Raw genomic sequence first — 15974 nt, 5'->3', positions numbered from 1 at the left:
CTCTCCTGCGCTGCGCTACGCCGTCACATTATGATTAACAACCATGACGACCTCCCCCAAGGACGCCTTAAGAGCCTCACTCCTTAGCGCCCGCCGCGAACGCACCTCTGAACAGCGAACTGACGACAACGCCGCGTGGTGTGCTGGTGTGAGAGAGCTCCTGACTCCCGCGATGCGCATTGCCGCCTACCACCCACTGGGCACAGAGCCGGGCGGCCCCAGCTTCGTAGATACCGTGGCACAGCTCTGCAAAGAGGTTTACCTGCCTATTTCCGGTGCAGACGGGGAGCTTTTGTGGACGCTATATACCGGCCCACAGGCCATGCGCCCGGGGGCGCTGGGGATTGCGGAGCCCGTCGGCCAGCGCCACAGCAGCGAAATCCTGGCCCAGCTCGATCTCATCCTCGCGCCCGCGATGGCAGTCAGCGAATCAGGCATGCGCTTGGGCAAGGGGGCAGGGTATTACGACCGCGCGCTCACGCCTCTCCCCACTGGGCGCCCGCCTGTCGTCACCTTGGTGCATTCCAGCGAGATCCGCGATGTCCCCTTCGATGAGCACGACCGTCCAGTCGATGGCGTCCTGACCGAGCGCGGGATGCGCTGGCTTTAATCGCTTTCGGGCCCCGCCCGGGAACCACGCGGCGCCACGCGCAGTCTAAGAAGGTATGGATTTTCTACATGTTCTGCGCACCCCGGGACATCGCCGCAGCGTGTTCCTGCGCCGCGTTATCGCAGCTGTCCTGCTCGTGACCGCCGCGGCCAGTGCGCTCGCTTCCACGCGTGAGCAGCCCCGCGTCGTGGTCATGGCCCGGGACGTGGCGGCCGGGGAGACGCTAGCGCTTGGCGATGTCTCCGTGGTCCGCGTCCCCTCCTCCGCTCTTCCCGCCACGGCGTTGGGAAATAACCCAGAGGATGCCGTGGGACGCGTGCTGGTAGCGGCCGCGAGCGCTGGCGAAATCTTGACCACAACTCGCCTACTCAGCTCAGATCTCGTCGCAGATTTCGGTATGGACAACGGCCACCTCATCCCGCTTACGCTGGCTGAGCCGGAGATTTCTCGTAATCTCCACCATGGAGATACGGTCAATATCGTCGGCACGGTAGAGGATAGGCCCGACGGTACCGCCCCCGCACGCGGAACGACTATTGCCCGTGGCGCTCGCGTCGTGTCGGTGGGAACAGGCGAAGATGATGCACGCACACAATCGTTGCTCGTTGCTCTCCCCGCCGAGGCGGCCGAGGACGTCGCTGCCGCTTCCCTTGCGCAACCGCTCACGGTCATCATCGTGGGCGACCGTGCCCACAATTAAGATGACACTGTGAAGATCGCCGCGTTTGCGCATCAATGGTGCCGCGGGATGTTGCCACCACCAACAATCTCTGCCTAGTATGGGCGCATCCACTCAGGCGCTAATGTTTGTGTGTCTTTCCTGTCTCACAACGTCGTGGCAACGCATGCTGTGAGCGCTCAACAGTGGTCTTTTCTATTCCAGCAATTTCCCCCGATGCTTCTTCCTAAGTAGGCACTCCTACCGCTTCAAGAATCTCGCTCCTTTCGGCCCCTTCCGGCTCATCACGTGCTAGGTACCGCCTCATTGAACAGCGTTGGTTCTCTCACCGCGCGCTGCGCCGCAGCCGCGCACTACCGAAGAAGCATTTACTCCGCAGAAAAGGACATATTCCCATGCTTAAGGGCTTTAAAGATTTCATCTTGCGCGGCAACGTCATCGAGCTGGCCGTGGCCGTCATCATCGGTGCTGCATTCACCGCAATCGTTACCTCCATCACGGACCACCTCATCCAGCCGCTGATCAACTCCTTCGGTTCCCCGGACTTCGGTGGCCTGGGCTTCGCGATTACCGACAATCCCGAGACCTTCCTTGACTTTGGTGCGGTCATCACGGCACTCATCAACTTCCTGATCGTCGCTGCCGTCATCTACTTCGTCATTGTCGCTCCGCTCAATGCCGTCACCGAGCACGCTAAGCGCCGCCAGGGTGTTGACCCGGAGGAGCCGGCTCCGACCGCCGAGCAGCTGCTCGCTGAGATCCGCGACCTGCTCGCTGCTGAGAACGGTGGCACCACCACTGAGAAGCCAGGTTCCAGCTTCTAATTCACAAGCAAAACCTGCAATCCCGCAGAGCCGGCACAATGCTGAAGCTCTGCGGGATTTCCTTATGCGCTCTAGGCCCTCGACGCGCTACTGCGTAGTACCAAAGTGCGGCGGCATATTCTCGCGGTAGAAAGCCTCACCGGTGACTTCGTCTTCGCTGTTGCCATCAAGGCTTACGATGCGCAGCTCATCGGCGCCAGCCCCAGCAGAGGTACCAGCCGTCTGCGATACTGGCCCGCCGGGCACGTCGAAGCTGCGATCATAATTCTGGGCGGTCGACGGGCGCTGAGCACGACGACGGCGGGCACGTGGTGCGGAATCAGCCATTAGACGCTGGACTTCTGCAGCTGATCCACGAGGTGATGCACCAAGGGAGTCAACGTGGCCATACCATCGCGCACCGCCGCGCGGGACGAAGCCACATTGACGATTACCGTCGATCCGGACACTCCTGAAATACCGCGGGAGGTGCAGGCATCCACCGCGCCGCATGCCTGCCCGGAAGAGCGCAGCGCCTGCGCCACGCCCGGAACCATTTGATCCAGCACCGCGCGGGTTGCCTCAGGGGTCTTATCGCGGGGGCCAACGCCCGTGCCACCGATAGTCAGTACGAGGTCAACTCCCCCGACCACACCGGTTTCAATCGCCTGCCGGATTTTGGATTTCTTGGAGCGAACAATCACTGCGCCGTCGAAGGTGAAATCGGCTTCGGCCAGCAATTCACCCGCCAAACGCGATGTGTCCTCCGTTGACTCATCTGGGTGGTCGGTAACGATCACGACGAGCGCGCGACGCGGCGCCTGAACGCTTTGTTCTTGCTCGCTCGCAATGAGGAAGGCGTCATCGGGCTCGGTAACATCATCAAGTTCGTGTGAGGCATCGCGCCCCAACAGCTCAGCTGCGTCGGTGTTGTCTGCCACGGAGGTTCTCCTTAAAGGTGGGACGGAATCTTCCGGAAGTAGTTGCTTAAAAAGGTGTCAGGGTGCGGTATTCACGCGGTGCTTGCGCACCGCCCGAGTATTTGTAAACTTACTCGCTCGCCAGCGTTACCTCTACCTTTCTCACGTCTTCGTTGTCGCGGCCCTTAACTTCCAGTGTCACGGTTGCCCCAAATTCCTGCGAGCGGGTTGCCGCAATCAGGGCATCGGAGCTTTCAATGAGCCGGTCGTTGACGCGAGTGACCACATCACCGGACTTCAGTCCTGCTTTATCAGCCGGGCTGCCAGATTCCACATCAACGATTTCCGCGCCAAGGGTATCGCTCTGCGCACGGACCTTAACGCCCAACGTGGGATGCTTGACCTTGCCGTTATTGATGAGCTCATCGGCCATCCGCTTAGCAAAATTTGAGGGGATGGCGAAGCCCAGGCCGATGGAGCCGCCTTCGGCATTCGAACCGCCAGATAGCGAGGCGATCATCGAGTTCATGCCAATGATGTTGCCCTCCATGTCCACCAGGGGACCGCCGGAGTTACCGGGGTTGACGGCTGCGTCGGTCTGGATGGCGTCGATAAGCGAGGACTCCCCACCTTCCTGTGACGCACGCACCGGGCGGTTCTTGGCCGACACAATTCCGGACGTCACCGTGGCGTTGAGCCCCAGCGGGGAGCCAACGGCAACTACCTCCTGCCCCACTGCGGCCGCGTCCGAATCACCAAACTGGAGGAAAGGAAGATCGCTGACGTCGTCGATTTTGATGACCCCGACGTCTGTCGTCGCATCGGACGCGACAAACGTAGCGCTATGGCGCGAACCATCATTCATCGTCACTTCGAGCCTCCCTCCCTGATCCGCGCCAGCAACGACGTGGTGGTTGGTCAGCACATAACCATCTGGGGAGATAATTGAACCGGAGCCCTCGGCACCGCCAGAGCGGGTCATGGAGTAGATCGACACCACCGACGGCAGAACCTTCGATGCTACGTCCTCCACAGAGCCGGCGGCCGGCTCGTTACCGGTGCTATTGGCCACCGGCTGGCGCTCGAGAACCTCGTTGACCGTCGAGGTCGAGGATTTATCGTCACCGGCTTTGCCAACCACGGCACCGGTGACGCCGCCAACTGCAATGGCTTCAACAAGCATCATCGCCAACGCGGTGCCCATTCCTACTTTGCGCTTGTTCTTCGGTTCGCTCCCCTGCTCCACGACCTGCGCGCCTGCGCCTTGCTGACCAGCGAAGCGTTCGTTCTGATTCCCCTCGGGCGCAGCACCGAAGCGCTGTCCTGCATATGGTTGTGCTGCGCTCTGTCGCACCTGGCTTTGCTGACCAAAGCCATAGGTTGAGCCGCCATACGGTGCTTGTCCCGCGCTTGGCGCCTGAGAAGGCTGAGCACCAAACGACGACGGGCTTCCCGGCCCGCCCTGTGCGCCGTAGGGCGCTTGCTGCTGCCTTCCCTGTGCCCACGAGTCCGAGCGCGGCTGATTCCAGCCGTTTGATGAGCTTCCCGCAGAAGGCGCCCCGCCCTGCTGCTGTGCTTGTCCCCGTCCATCAGAGTTCTGCGGGGTATCCATGGGATTATCCATGTTCGAATTCCTCATATTCATGTCAGGTAGTGTGCACCATCGCGCTGGGGTGTATCTGTCTCTGCTCTGCCAGTGTGCTAGGAAAAGCTGTACATTTCCTGTGCACCCTGAACTGGGACGATACTTGGAAGACTAGCTTTGGTTAAACCACCGCTCCGCAAAGATATGACCCCGGTCGTGCGGGTTCTCCGAGTGCTCCTCGGCTGGCCCCTGAGATGTCTCCTCTGCTTCTTGCGCATCGAAGGATTCTGGCTGGAACTCGTTCGGGATTTCTTCCAATCCATCCACCATGGCATCCCCCTCGGTGGGATGCCCCGGCAGGATAACCTCCATGCGTGTTCCACCGTCCGCGGAATCCTTAATGGTGATCTCTCCATTGTGCCGCTCGACGACGGATTTCACGATGGCCAAGCCTAGTCCGGAACCAGGCATTGCACGAGCTTCGGCCGAACGGTAGAAACGCTCAAACACCTTGTCGCGCTCCTCGGGCGCGATACCGGGGCCCGAGTCATCCACACGCAGGCGCACCTTGTCCTCTGCCACTTGCCGCATGGAAACGCGCACGGTACCCGTCGGCGGCGACCACTTCGCGGCGTTATCCATGAGATTGAGCGTGGCACGCCCCAAGGCAAATGGGTCACCATCCAACATCCACGGAATAAACCTCACGCGGAAGTCCACGTCAGGGCGCCGGCGCTTGGCACGATTAAGGGAATTTTCCAGAACCTCGTGCAGCTCGACCGGTTCCGGTTCCTTCTCAGTGGCATCTTCGCGTGCCAAGTCCACGAGATCACCGATCAGGGTCGACAACTCCGACATCTGCGCCATCACGTCGTCTTCCAAATCACGACGATCTTCCTCGCTGATGCCAAATCCGCCGCCGGATTTATTCAGCATCATGAGGAGCTCGATATTGGTGCGCATGGAAGTTAGCGGCGTCTTCAACTCGTGGCCGGCATCTGCCACGAACTGCGATTGCTGCACGCGCGCATGCTGCAGGGCAGACAGCATTCGGTTGAAGGACACCGTCAGCTGCGACATCTCGTCATTGCTCTCCACCGCAATCGGCCGCAAGTCATTAGTCTGCGTCACATAATCTGTCGCGCGCTTGAGGCGCGCGATGGGTTCCATACCGGTCTTGGACACCACCATTCCCGCGAAGACGGAAAGCAGCACGCCGAACGCCACGATGATGAGCAGAGCCGAACCCACCGCGGAAACGATTTCCTCGGTCGGTCCTAGGTCCTTAGCCAGGACTACCGTGGTCCCGCCGTCCTCATGCTTAGCCAGCACGCGCTCCCCGCCCAAAGTACGGATGGAGCTTTCCATAGTGTCCCCGTCGGGCTTAAAATCGCCGCCCACGGGCAGTGCGTCACCAAATGCAAACGCCGCCGACGGTGGGGAGATTGAGATTCGAGTCGAGGGGTTATAGAGCTTGAATGAGGAAATTTCCTGGTCGATGTTCTCCACAAAGGCCGGATCCTGCGCCTGCTGTATGAGTACGTCGGCTTGCTGCATAATCTGCTTATCGACGCTCGCCGTCATCGACGCCGCGACAAGCCAATAGGTCACAAACGTCATTACTGCCACGGAGAAGGCGACAACAACGCCGGTAACCAAAGAAAGGCGCCACCGAAGCGGCGCCCGTGAAACCCAGCCGCGTCGGCCTGAGCGGCCTAACCACGCAGTGGTATCCAGGTCTTCAGAAGGCACCGCATCAGGCGCGGGCCTCCGCAAAATCACGCGATAGCCTCCCTCATGACATAGCCAACACCGCGCACGGTGTGGATAAGACGCGGCTCACCATTCTCCTCGGTCTTTTTGCGGAGATAGCCAATGTAGACTTCAAGCGCATTTCCGGAGGTGGGGAAATCATAGCCCCACACTTCTTCCAAGATGGTGTTGCGGGAGAGCACCTTGCGGGGGTTCTCCATCAACAAGCGCAAGAGCGCAAACTCGGTGCGGGTCAGGGAAATTGGACGGTCGCCGCGAGTAACTTCACGCGTATCTGCATCAAGCTTGAGGTCCTCGAAGCTTAGCTGCGTCTCAACCGGCTGCTTCGTCCCGATGGAGTCCGCAGCGGCACGCCGAACCAAAGAACGCACGCGAGCCAAAAGCTCCTCCAGAGCGAATGGCTTGGGCAAGTAATCGTCGGCGCCCGCATCGAGACCTGCAACGCGATCGGACACGCCATCACGAGCCGTCAGCACGAGAATGGGGCGGTCCCAGCCTTCGCTGCGCAGGGTGCGGCAGACTTCAAGGCCGTCCATGTTCGGCATCATCACATCGAGGATCAGTAGCTCGGGGTTATCACTGTGAACCATCTCGACAGCCTGAACGCCATCGGCGGCCAACACAACCTCGTAGCCATTAAACTTCAGGGAGCGCCGAAGCGATTCACGTACGGCCTGCTCGTCATCCACGACAAGAATCTTCATAATCTCAATTATGTCCTATCTAGGACGTTTTCACGAAGTAGGCCGCATTCTTTCGCCCCCTTATACCCCCTTAGGCCGCTGGTTTCCCCAAAAAATTCAAGGCCGCCTCGGCGGCCCACGCCTTAGCAATCATGGAGAGCTGCGAGCGCGCACTACATACACACGACAAAAGCCCCGAAGATTCACTCAAAGCGGTGAATCTTCGGGGCTACAGTCACAGACTGAAGACCTGAGAGGCCTTAGAACTGCTCGACGTCAACCAGGCCGAGCTTTGCAGCCTTGACCAGGCGGCGCGGGATGCGCACGGTCTGACCGTCGATGGTGACTTCCTGGAGGGCGACATTGTCAGCCTTCCACTGGGAACGGCGAGAGTGGGTGTTCGCGCGGGACTTCTTAAACTTAGGAGTTGCCATCTTTTCCTATCCTCCTTACGCGTTCTTCTTCTTGCGGCGAGCCATTGCACCGAAGCGCTGGTTGAACTTCTCAACGCGGCCAGCGGTATCCATAACGCGCTGCGCACCGGTCCAGAACGGGTGGGACTCAGCGGTCACGTCGACGACGATGAGCGGGTACTCGTTGCCGTCTTCCCACTCAACGGTGCGCTCGGAGGTAGCGGTGGACTTGGTCAGGAAGGAGTGGCCGGTACCGGCGTCCTTGAAGACCACCGGGTGGTAATCCGGGTGGATGTCTTTCTTCATATGTCGATTCCCTCAGGGTTGAACTACGGGTCGGTTCCTTCCGTGACGCGTGAGAGCATGAAAGGATCGTGCCCGAGTTGGGTCTCTATACTTACAAACGTGCGGCTCGCGCCGACAACTTGAAACATCCTACAGGCCGCAGGCATCAAAATCGAAATCGCCGCAGTTCATACTCCTCAGAGCAACGCAACGGCAAGCGAAAACAATCACCCCGCCAGCACCTTCGACGGAAATGGCGCTTGGATAATAGGTATCAAAGCCGGGTTGCACGACAGCGGTGATTAGGTTCTACAGGCCGCGGCATGTAAGATTTCCCCTTGCTGTTGTCAAAGTAATCGTTTTACGCCCCATCAACTGGTGTTCAACGGATTAAGCCTCCTGCTCAACCTCACTTTTTAGAGCGCCGCGCCTCACCGCGGATATAGGCACTCCGTTAGTCGCTTTCGATGTGGGCGGCTAGGAGAAAGAAGACCCATGTCGGCTATTTGCCAGGTAACGGGCCGCAAGCCGGAATTCGGCAAGCAGGTCTCGCACTCGCACCGCCGCACCTCGCGCCGTTGGAACCCCAACGTGCAGCGTCGTCGGTACTACCTGCCCTCTGAGGGCCGTACCATCACCCTGAATGTTTCCACCAAGGGCATGAAGATCATCGACCGTGACGGCATTGAGTCCGTCGTGGCCAAGATTCGCGCACGTGGGGAGAAGATCTAAAGATGGCACGTAATGACATTCGTCCAATCATCAAACTGAAGTCCACTGCGGGCACCGGTTACACCTACGTGACCCGTAAGAACAAGCGCAACAACCCGGATCGCATCACCTTGAAGAAGTTCGATCCGATCGTCCGCAAGCACGTCGAATTCCGCGAGGAGCGATAATTTATGGCTAAGAAGTCAAAGATCGCCAAGAACGAGCAGCGCAAGGAAATCGTCGCCCGCTACGCGGAGCGTCGCGCTGAACTCAAGGCAATCATCAAGAACCCGAACACCCCGGACGAAGAGCGCCTCGAGGCGCAGTTCGAGCTGAACCGTCAGCCGCGCGACGCCGCTCGCGTCCGCGTCCGTAACCGCGACTCCGCCGATGGACGTCCGCGCGGTTACCTCCGCAAGTTCGGTCTGTCCCGTGTCCGTATGCGCGGCATGGCTCACCGTGGTGAGCTGCCGGGCGTTCGCAAGTCCAGCTGGTAAAGGGGTACCCATACAATGGCTGTCAAGCGTAATAATCACAAGAAGTTCCGTATGGAGCAGACCCGTCGCCCGAAGAAGAACCCGCTCAAGGCCGAGGGCATTGAGAAGGTTGACTACAAGGAGATCAAGACCCTGCGTCTGTTCATCTCCGATCGTGGCAAGATCCGCTCCCGTCGCGTCACCGGTCTGACCCCGCAGCAGCAGCGCCAGGTTGCTACTGCCGTCAAGAACGCTCGCGAAATGGCTCTCCTGCCGTTCACGTCCCGCTAAACACTAGCTGGTTTCAACAGCGCACTTTTGCCGCTGTACTCGTGACTCACTAGGACAGGACAAAAGAGCTTTTAAGCCGCCGCCTACCTCCCCGTTTAAGGGGCACGGTAGGCGGCGGCTTTCGTTTTCCGCCTGTCCTCTTGGGGATCGTGCACCGCACCTGTCTTACTCAGAACTGGCACCCCCGAGTGCTACATTGAAGGGTTAGAACGCCCCTGATGGAAAGGGAACTTAAGCCTTTATGCCACTGCACGAATCACTCACAGACCTCAGCGAACTCGCTACCCACTGCCAGTCCCCCGCCCATGCACGCGGCTTGTTGGAAGAAGCGCAGGATTTGGTGCGCAACGCTACCGCCCACCGGGGAGACGGTGTGGAACTCGCTGCGTGGTTTTCTCGCGTGGTCACGGACATCGTCCGTTCTCCAGGTCTCGCCAGCCCGGTTCGCCTCACCGGCGCCGCTGCCCGCGGCGACCTCCTCCCCTCACTACCCATCACGTGGTTAGGCACTGACGAGCAGCTCGAGAAGCTCATCACCGAGGCCGGCTTGACCTGCGGCGCGGTACAGGATTGCGCATCAACCCGTGCCGATGCTGGCCTCCCACTAGGGTCTGGCGGCGAGGAGGAGCTCTACGCCGAGGCCGTGTCACAGCGCCCAGCACCGCTCAAGCTCGTGGATGGGCTTCCCGATCGTTTAGCCGATGTGTCCATTCGTTTTTCTTTGCTGGCGCCCGTTTCTGCCATCGCACGCTGGGCAGCACCAGCGCCCCGCCCCACCCAAGACCGTCTCGCCATCGGCGTGGAGCGTGAGTTGCTCACCACCGCGGAGGCGGAGGGCTTGAGCCTTGCTTGGGGCACGGGCATCGCGCTGGAGTTGGGACGGTGGTACGAGGGCGTCGTCCAGCACAGTGTCGTGCTCGGGGATCTGCCTCCACTGGACCGCACCGCCTATGGATCGGCGTGCCGCACAGTCTCCGCTGCCTTTGAATCCATCATGATTCGGCACGGTAATGTGGTTAGCAGTAGTGAAAGCTGAGCTTTAGCAATCGCCGTTTGCGGCGGAGTGTACGATTACTGATTTGCCGTCAGTTATTACATGAACATTATCGAAGGGAGTCCGCCTCATGGCAGGTAGCGTTGGCAGGCCACGGAAGAATAGCCCACGCCGCCGGGGTAACACCGCGCGCGAAGAAATCCTGGATGCCTCATCCGAGCTTTTTACCACCCAGGGTTTTGCTACAACTTCCACGCACCAAATTGCTGATGCCGTCGGCATCCGTCAGGCTTCGCTGTACTATCACTTTCCTTCGAAGACCGATATCTTCCTCACCCTGCTGAATTCCACCATCGAGCCCTCGCTGGAGCTCGCGGATGAGCTTGCGGCCTCCGATGCCGCGCCGGCGCAGCGCCTGTGGTCACTGGTAGCAGCCGAATCTCGCCTGCTTTTGACCTCGGCGTGGAACGTCGGCCGCCTTTATCAGCTGCCGGTGGCTAATTCCCCCGAGTTCGGTGAATATCACGAGCAGCGCGACCGCCTCAAGGATCACTTCCGTACTGCCGCCGCAGGAATTGTGGGCGCGGACGATCCGCGCATCGAGCTCCCCTTCCACATCGCGCTCTCCGTCATTGAAATGCGCCCCAATGATGGCAACGCACCGTTTGATGCCTCGCAGCGCGTGCCGGAGCAGTCCGCCATGCTTGCCGACGCCGCCCTAGCAGTCCTCGGCGCCACCCCTCCCGACGATGCTGAGGCGACCACCCTGGAGCTGCTCAAGAACCGCAACGACTCTATTTCTTCCGCCGCCGCGGCCGCCGCGGACCGCAAGAGGTCGGCCCGCTAGCGGCCGTGTCGAATGGCGTAGTGCGCCAAGAAGGTCTTATAAGGCTTGTAGGCCTTTTCGCCGTCAGCGCGGAGGTTATCGACGAGGCGATCCATCTTGTGGTTCGTCTTCTTTTCGGTCCACCCCAGCGCCTCAGCAATGTCGCGCACCGAGGGGATATCGGCGTCGGTAGAACCCGGTTTCTTGAGGTAGCTGGCTAGCTGGCGCAGCAGCTCTTCTTGCTCATCATTGGGCACGTGACGGGTGCGTGTGCGCTCTTCATCGACGTCCTGCTCGCGCTTGGTACGGCGCGAATAGTTGCTGTTTTCTACGTCGATATACAGCTCGTAGGGGCATTCTGGCGTCTCAAAGGTAACCCTCGATGGCCCTGGGGGTACCGCCGCGACCGAGCGGGGGCCGAGGTCAATGCGCGAAAATCCTTTGACCCCGCGCAGCTCGATGCGCAGAGGGATATGGCTACCCACGTTGCAGATCATCCATCCCTGGCCGCCATACCACAGCTGGAAGAGTTGGCGGTGCAGGCTGAGGTCCTCCTCACCCACCCGGAAGTCACCGGCGCGGCCGACGATGACTTCCTCACCCGGGGAAATAACCTTCACGCCGCCGATCAGGTCATCGATGCGCAGCCTGGGCCCCCGCGGTGCGTTCTGTGGCGGGCGTGGTTGTTGCTGGCTCATAGACACCTCCGTAGGGCTGGACAACTCGCGCTCTTCGCCGGGTATGTCGGCGAGGCGCCTTCAAACAGTGCTCTTCAGTGTAGCGGCATTCACTTTGTTTCGGCGTGCTAAGCCACACCCCACCTCAGCTGGCGCTAGGCCACGATAGCCCACGTCACTAAGAAAATAAGGATGATGACCACGACGGTGACCGTGATGATGAGGGCATTGGAAGTATCCTTCGCGGCCGGCTTGCGGGTTGCCCGTTGAGGAGTAGACCGTCGTTGCACCGTAGACCCTGGCATCGCCGGGGTAACTGGTGTGGAGGGTGACACGGTTCCCGAAGACGCGATCGGATTAGAGGGAGCGACGAAGCCAGTTGGCCTTGCCCGATCCATGGACCCAAAGGAGGCGGAGGGCTCCGGCCAACGCTGGGGTGATTGCCCCTGTTGGCCAAACTGTCCCGTCCGCGCAGTGCTTCGTTCATTCCGCGGCTGCTCTGGTTGCGACGAAGGCTGCGGGGCTGGGGCGCCGCGCAGGGCTGGGGCGCTACGCGGGGCAGAGGAAGTAGGGCCGGAAGCGGGCTGGGAGGGGCGGGAACGGGAGACGTCGTCAAGCGCGGCGATGAAGTCCTGGGCCCGCGCATAGCGCTGCATGGGCACGCTGTTGAGCGCCTTGTTCAGCACGGTCTGTGCCTCCGAGGCAACGCGAGCAGTGTCTTCTGCAAGGAATACGGCGAAGGCATCGCTGGACAGATCCGGGATACGGCGCTGTCCTTCCCACTCGCTGCGCGGCATCGTGTCCTTGAGGTGGTGAAGCGTGAGCATCTCGAAAGCGATAAGCGCCAGCGAGTAATCGTCCGCGCGCGCCGACATGTCATCATCACCATAAGCATGGCCGTTATTCTCTGGGGCCAAATACTTTTCGGTACCCACGATGTGACCGACCTTGGTCAGGCGCGACTGGCCTTCTTCGATACTGATCCCGAAGTCACTCAGCACAGCCGGCGGCAGGCTGCCCGGGTTTTTGCGCAGCAAGATATTGGCGGGCTTGATGTCCCGATGCACCCACCCGGGGTGCAGCTCGTGGTGCATATAGTCCAGCGCCGCGGCAATCGGTTTGAGGTAGTACGCCACCTCGGCGACCGTAAATCCCCTCCCCTTGTTGGCTCGTTCCCGGATCGCCTGCGCTAAGGTTCCACCGTCGATGAACGCCATGACCATCACGTCATCCCCGCGCGGCGTCGACTCCTTGGAATAGAACTGAACCACCCCCGGGTGGCTACCGATCCTGGTGAGAGCCTTCATTTCGTTGTGGAAACGGGCTCGAGAGGCCTCATCCCGAACATCATCCAGCAGCACTTTAACCGCGAGCTCACGGGACAGGTCCGGATCGGTTGCATGAAAAACCTGCCCCATGCCGCCCTCGCCCAGCAGGTACACGGTGGTATACCGCTTTTGCTGGGTAAGCCATTGCACGAAGTAGGAATTAGTCACCGCCCCATTGCACCATATGCATAGCAAGGCTTGAGGTTGCCATGTCCCATCGCCCCCAAATGGAGGGTGCTACCCCGCAGTTCCGTCTGGTTGTGCGGAGCCAGATATGCTACCTGTAGTTCTCTACTGTTTTCCAAGGACCCTATGAGCACCCCAGGATTTGGCACTAACCATTACGCGCATAAGCCCCCTACGCCGGCGTCGGGCCAGACTCAACGGCCCCAGTCAGAGCAGCGCAACCTCGTTCCGATCATCTGCGCCATTGCAATCCTTATCGCACTGCTGATTGCCGGAATCGTGATTTGGAATGATGTCCGTTCCACCAGCCAGGCAAGCCCCGAAGCCGGCAGCGCAACGGAGCAGGAACCCACCCGCGTAGGCGGGGCTGCGCCGGAGGAAACGGCCGCAGAAGAAGGAACAGCTGACGACGAGGAAGCTGCTGGCGACGAGGAAGCCGCTGATGAGCAGGCGCCGGAGACTTCTCTCAATCCTGATGCTGCCGATGTCCCCGAAGGACTCACCGCGGCCGGATGGTCCGACTACCCAGAGGCACGCTGCCAGCAAGGCGAGAACATGGTTTTCGCTGCTCATGGTACCGATCCCGTTTCCCACATTGTGGTCTGCGAAAAGCAGGACTCCCTTTTCTACCGCGGAGTCTGGTCTAGCGGTGCTGCCTTTGGTCCGGCGCGCGGTGAGGGAAGCTCCTTTAGCGCCACAATCCTCGATCCCACCAGCGGGGATGACACCGGCTCCGTGCTCAACATCCGGGGTACGGACTATGACATCGACGGGGAGGCCGGAAAATTCGAGGACTACTGGCCTCACTAGGAACCGCACTAGGGCTTTTAGACAGCTCCCTGCTGGCATCCCGCGTCCGGCCACTCCACCTGAGCGGTTTCTAATTGCCGGGCTAGTCGCGTCAGCATCTGCTGGGCTTCGCCGTAATCACCGGATGGTGCTGCGGCATAAATTGCCACCGCCACCGTGTGTCCACCTAGCGTGATAAGCCCCATCTGACGGGCCTCATAGGAACCGTCCTCGGCAGGCCCCCAACCGCCCTTCACCACCGCCCCGTCTAGGGTGCGAAGGCCATACTGCTGTGCCGGATCAACGTCACCCATGGCCGCGAGGATAGGATCAGCGCCTTCCTGACATCCCAGCGCAGCGACAAATTCCGCTTGCTCGGACACCGGCCACTGCGTTTGGCCGAAAGCGCTAAACCCTGGGCGCGGTGGTGCGGCGGGGACGGTGGCCGGTCCGATGATTTCCTGGGTAGCCTGTGCAGCCTGCGCTCCCCCGCCGAGAGCTTCCCAGAGAGAATCTGCTGCAGCGTTATCGGAAAAAGTAATTGCCCTAGACACAGCATCCGGATCCGCCACCCCGGCGCGTTCGGCGGCGATGGCCAGGGGGACTTTCGCCGTGGACCATGCGGGCCGCGGGTCGGTGATTCCCGCAGCAGCGACGGTCTGTGACCCAGCCACCGCAATTCCGGTTCCCGGGTTGTCGGCGGCGATGGCGTCGACGGCTTCCTGAAGGTCGGTGGCCTTAATCACGGATGGTTCCTTGTCGCGGATGGAATCAGGGGCAGGACTTGCGGACGAGCCGGATCCAGAATCAGGAAGGGAAGGCTGCGGGCTGCTTGCTGGAGCACTTGGTTCCGGCTGAGAGACGTCCCCGATGGTGCAGGCGCTAAGCGACGCCACCGCGATCCCCACCAACGCTGCCAGTGCCGCAGGCCGGCGCCGCGGGCGTTCATGCGTGCGGTCTGGGCGTGTTCTGAGTTTCATCGTTGATCGCCTACGTATTAGAGGATGTATACAACCGCGTTATTGCCGCCAGTGCAGGTCACATACTCGCCGTTATCGGAACAATCCATGGTGTAGAACAGCTTGGTCTTCGGGCTAAAGGCCCTAATCGTGGCGTCAAACTCGTGGGTATCGACGTAGTGTTTGACGTATTCATCGCGCACGGAGTTGGCGAACGGCTCCGTCGTCACCTCAGTGCCGCGATAGACACTGTTGAAGTTGCCGCCGGGCTCGTTGTTACGCGCGGCGTCGTTCGCCGGGATAGCGCCCGCGGGCAGGTCAGGGTGCTCGGGGCGCTTCTGCGCCTTGGAGGTCGTCGTAGCCTCCTCTGAGGTCTTTTCAGGCTCCTCCGCAGCTGAAGTGCTGTCTTGTGGCCCCTCATTCTGCTCGGTGAGTTGGGCAGAGGTCTGGGGCGATTCAGCCTGGGATCCTGAGTCAGCGTGTTTAAAGAAAATGAGGTAGGCCAACGCGGCAATAACGAGGATTACTGCCAAGATCAGCACGCCGATGAGCACAAGCTTTCCGGAATTAGAGGAACCATGGTTTCCGGCATCGTCCTGTGCATAGGAATTCGCATAGGCAGCCGGCTGCTGATCGTACTGGCCAAATCCGTCCTGCGGCGCCGCCTGGGGCGGGAACTGTTGCGTGGGGAATTGCTGCTGCTGAGGATACTGGCCCTGGGATCCGGAGGGAGCAAAAGGATTTGAGTAGTTGTGCTCACCCGATTGCGAGTAGCCCGGATTATTTCCCATGTTTTGGGGGTATTGCTGGGGCTGTACTGGGCGCTGTTGTGTTGGCGGGGCTTCAAAATCCGCGGTTTCCGGGTGGGTTTCTTGATGAGAAGGCTGTGGCTGGCTGCCGTTTCCCTGCTGGGGATGCGCGCCGAATCCATGATTGCGATCTGAATCAGTCACCGAAGCCTCCGTAGATCGTGACGTTTGCAATTG

At 60.4% G+C, this 15974-nt stretch carries 21 protein-coding genes; 10 read left to right on the top strand and 11 right to left on the bottom strand.

Translation table 11 applies throughout. The annotated features are described in order from the left end of the window. The first annotated feature begins 43 nt into the window (after positions 1-43). The 3 genes from HMPREF2698_RS07590 to mscL all read left to right on the top strand — a co-directional run bounded on the left by HMPREF2698_RS07590 (position 44) and on the right by mscL (position 2113). Entirely contained in the window at positions 44-610 is a 567-nt protein-coding gene (locus HMPREF2698_RS07590) for a 5-formyltetrahydrofolate cyclo-ligase (RefSeq protein WP_070563360.1), read from the top strand. 55 nt (positions 611-665) lie between these two features. Next, positions 666-1310, top strand: a complete 645-nt coding sequence (locus HMPREF2698_RS07585; RefSeq protein WP_070563357.1) for an SAF domain-containing protein — start codon at positions 666-668, stop codon at positions 1308-1310. A gap of 374 nt (positions 1311-1684) precedes the next feature. Continuing rightward, positions 1685-2113, top strand: coding sequence for a large conductance mechanosensitive channel protein MscL (gene mscL / locus HMPREF2698_RS07580; protein ID WP_070520733.1), 429 nt, complete (start codon positions 1685-1687; stop codon positions 2111-2113). Positions 2114-2200: 87 nt separating this feature from the next. On the opposite strand, the gene HMPREF2698_RS07575 is transcribed toward mscL, so the two are convergent. The 7 genes from HMPREF2698_RS07575 to HMPREF2698_RS07545 form a co-directional block, all read right to left on the bottom strand. After that, positions 2201-2440 carry a hypothetical protein gene (locus HMPREF2698_RS07575; protein WP_070563354.1) on the bottom strand — a complete coding sequence of 80 codons (240 nt, stop codon included), beginning with the start codon at positions 2438-2440 and terminating at the stop codon, positions 2201-2203. Next, entirely contained in the window at positions 2440-3033 is a 594-nt protein-coding gene (locus HMPREF2698_RS07570) for a MogA/MoaB family molybdenum cofactor biosynthesis protein (protein ID WP_070520727.1), read from the bottom strand. The genes HMPREF2698_RS07575 and HMPREF2698_RS07570 overlap by 1 nt, the downstream gene beginning before the upstream one ends. Before the next feature lie 109 nt (positions 3034-3142). Continuing rightward, positions 3143-4657: a S1C family serine protease gene (locus HMPREF2698_RS07565; protein WP_070531659.1), complete on the bottom strand. Its 1515-nt coding sequence runs from the start codon at positions 4655-4657 to the stop codon at positions 3143-3145. 111 nt (positions 4658-4768) lie between these two features. Then, positions 4769-6379 (bottom strand): HAMP domain-containing sensor histidine kinase, encoded by a 1611-nt coding sequence (locus HMPREF2698_RS07560; RefSeq protein ID WP_083299260.1) that lies wholly within the window; start codon positions 6377-6379, stop codon positions 4769-4771. Beyond that, a complete protein-coding gene (locus HMPREF2698_RS07555) occupies positions 6376-7074 on the bottom strand; it encodes a response regulator transcription factor (protein WP_070563351.1) in 699 nt (232 codons plus the stop codon). Before HMPREF2698_RS07555 ends, HMPREF2698_RS07560 begins: the two co-directional genes overlap by 4 nt. 239 nt (positions 7075-7313) lie before the next feature. Beyond that, positions 7314-7487: a 50S ribosomal protein L32 gene (gene rpmF, locus HMPREF2698_RS07550; RefSeq protein WP_010187615.1), complete on the bottom strand. Its 174-nt coding sequence runs from the start codon at positions 7485-7487 to the stop codon at positions 7314-7316. A gap of 15 nt (positions 7488-7502) precedes the next feature. Then, positions 7503-7772, bottom strand: a complete 270-nt coding sequence (locus HMPREF2698_RS07545) for a type B 50S ribosomal protein L31 (protein WP_070520710.1) — start codon at positions 7770-7772, stop codon at positions 7503-7505. 474 nt (positions 7773-8246) lie between these two features. Between HMPREF2698_RS07545 and rpmB the strand changes: the two genes are divergently transcribed. From rpmB to HMPREF2698_RS07515, 6 genes are all read left to right on the top strand, one after another. Beyond that, positions 8247-8483 carry a 50S ribosomal protein L28 gene (gene rpmB, locus HMPREF2698_RS07540; protein ID WP_005279911.1) on the top strand — a complete coding sequence of 79 codons (237 nt, stop codon included), beginning with the start codon at positions 8247-8249 and terminating at the stop codon, positions 8481-8483. Positions 8484-8485: 2 nt separating this feature from the next. After that, a complete protein-coding gene (gene rpmG / locus HMPREF2698_RS07535; protein WP_010187624.1) occupies positions 8486-8650 on the top strand; it encodes a 50S ribosomal protein L33 in 165 nt (54 codons plus the stop codon). Between the two features lie 3 nt (positions 8651-8653). Next, the gene (gene rpsN, locus HMPREF2698_RS07530) at positions 8654-8959 is read left to right on the top strand and encodes a 30S ribosomal protein S14 (protein WP_010187625.1); all 306 of its coding nucleotides are present in this window, start codon (positions 8654-8656) and stop codon (positions 8957-8959) included. Between the two features lie 15 nt (positions 8960-8974). After that, on the top strand, positions 8975-9229 hold the full coding sequence (rpsR, locus tag HMPREF2698_RS07525; protein WP_010187626.1) for a 30S ribosomal protein S18: 255 nt from the start codon (positions 8975-8977) through the stop codon (positions 9227-9229). Between the two features lie 241 nt (positions 9230-9470). Further along, complete coding sequence (locus tag HMPREF2698_RS07520; RefSeq protein ID WP_070563349.1) at positions 9471-10265, top strand: hypothetical protein; 795 nt, start codon at positions 9471-9473, stop codon at positions 10263-10265. Positions 10266-10353: 88 nt separating this feature from the next. Further along, on the top strand, positions 10354-11070 hold the full coding sequence (locus tag HMPREF2698_RS07515; protein ID WP_070520700.1) for a TetR/AcrR family transcriptional regulator: 717 nt from the start codon (positions 10354-10356) through the stop codon (positions 11068-11070). Here the strand turns inward: HMPREF2698_RS07515 and HMPREF2698_RS07510 are convergent. Next, positions 11067-11747, bottom strand: coding sequence for a DNA-binding response regulator (locus HMPREF2698_RS07510; RefSeq protein WP_118781208.1), 681 nt, complete (start codon positions 11745-11747; stop codon positions 11067-11069). The genes HMPREF2698_RS07515 and HMPREF2698_RS07510 overlap by 4 nt on opposite strands. 134 nt (positions 11748-11881) lie before the next feature. Next, entirely contained in the window at positions 11882-13222 is a 1341-nt protein-coding gene (locus HMPREF2698_RS07505) for a serine/threonine protein kinase (RefSeq protein WP_070563346.1), read from the bottom strand. 144 nt (positions 13223-13366) lie between these two features. Here HMPREF2698_RS07505 and HMPREF2698_RS07500 point away from each other — a divergent pair, with 144 nt between their 5' ends. Beyond that, positions 13367-14050 (top strand): hypothetical protein, encoded by a 684-nt coding sequence (locus HMPREF2698_RS07500; RefSeq protein ID WP_070563343.1) that lies wholly within the window; start codon positions 13367-13369, stop codon positions 14048-14050. Positions 14051-14067: 17 nt separating this feature from the next. Here the strand turns inward: HMPREF2698_RS07500 and HMPREF2698_RS07495 are convergent, their stop codons facing one another. Further along, complete coding sequence (locus HMPREF2698_RS07495; protein WP_246819448.1) at positions 14068-15009, bottom strand: hypothetical protein; 942 nt, start codon at positions 15007-15009, stop codon at positions 14068-14070. Positions 15010-15026: 17 nt separating this feature from the next. Next, on the bottom strand, positions 15027-15941 hold the full coding sequence (locus HMPREF2698_RS07490; RefSeq protein WP_070563340.1) for a hypothetical protein: 915 nt from the start codon (positions 15939-15941) through the stop codon (positions 15027-15029). Between the last annotated feature and the right edge of the window lie 33 nt (positions 15942-15974).

The organism is Corynebacterium sp. HMSC072A02 (assembly GCF_001810085.1).
Lineage (GTDB): Bacteria > Actinomycetota > Actinomycetes > Mycobacteriales > Mycobacteriaceae > Corynebacterium > Corynebacterium hesseae.
This window is presented reverse-complemented; position numbering and strand designations above follow the sequence as displayed.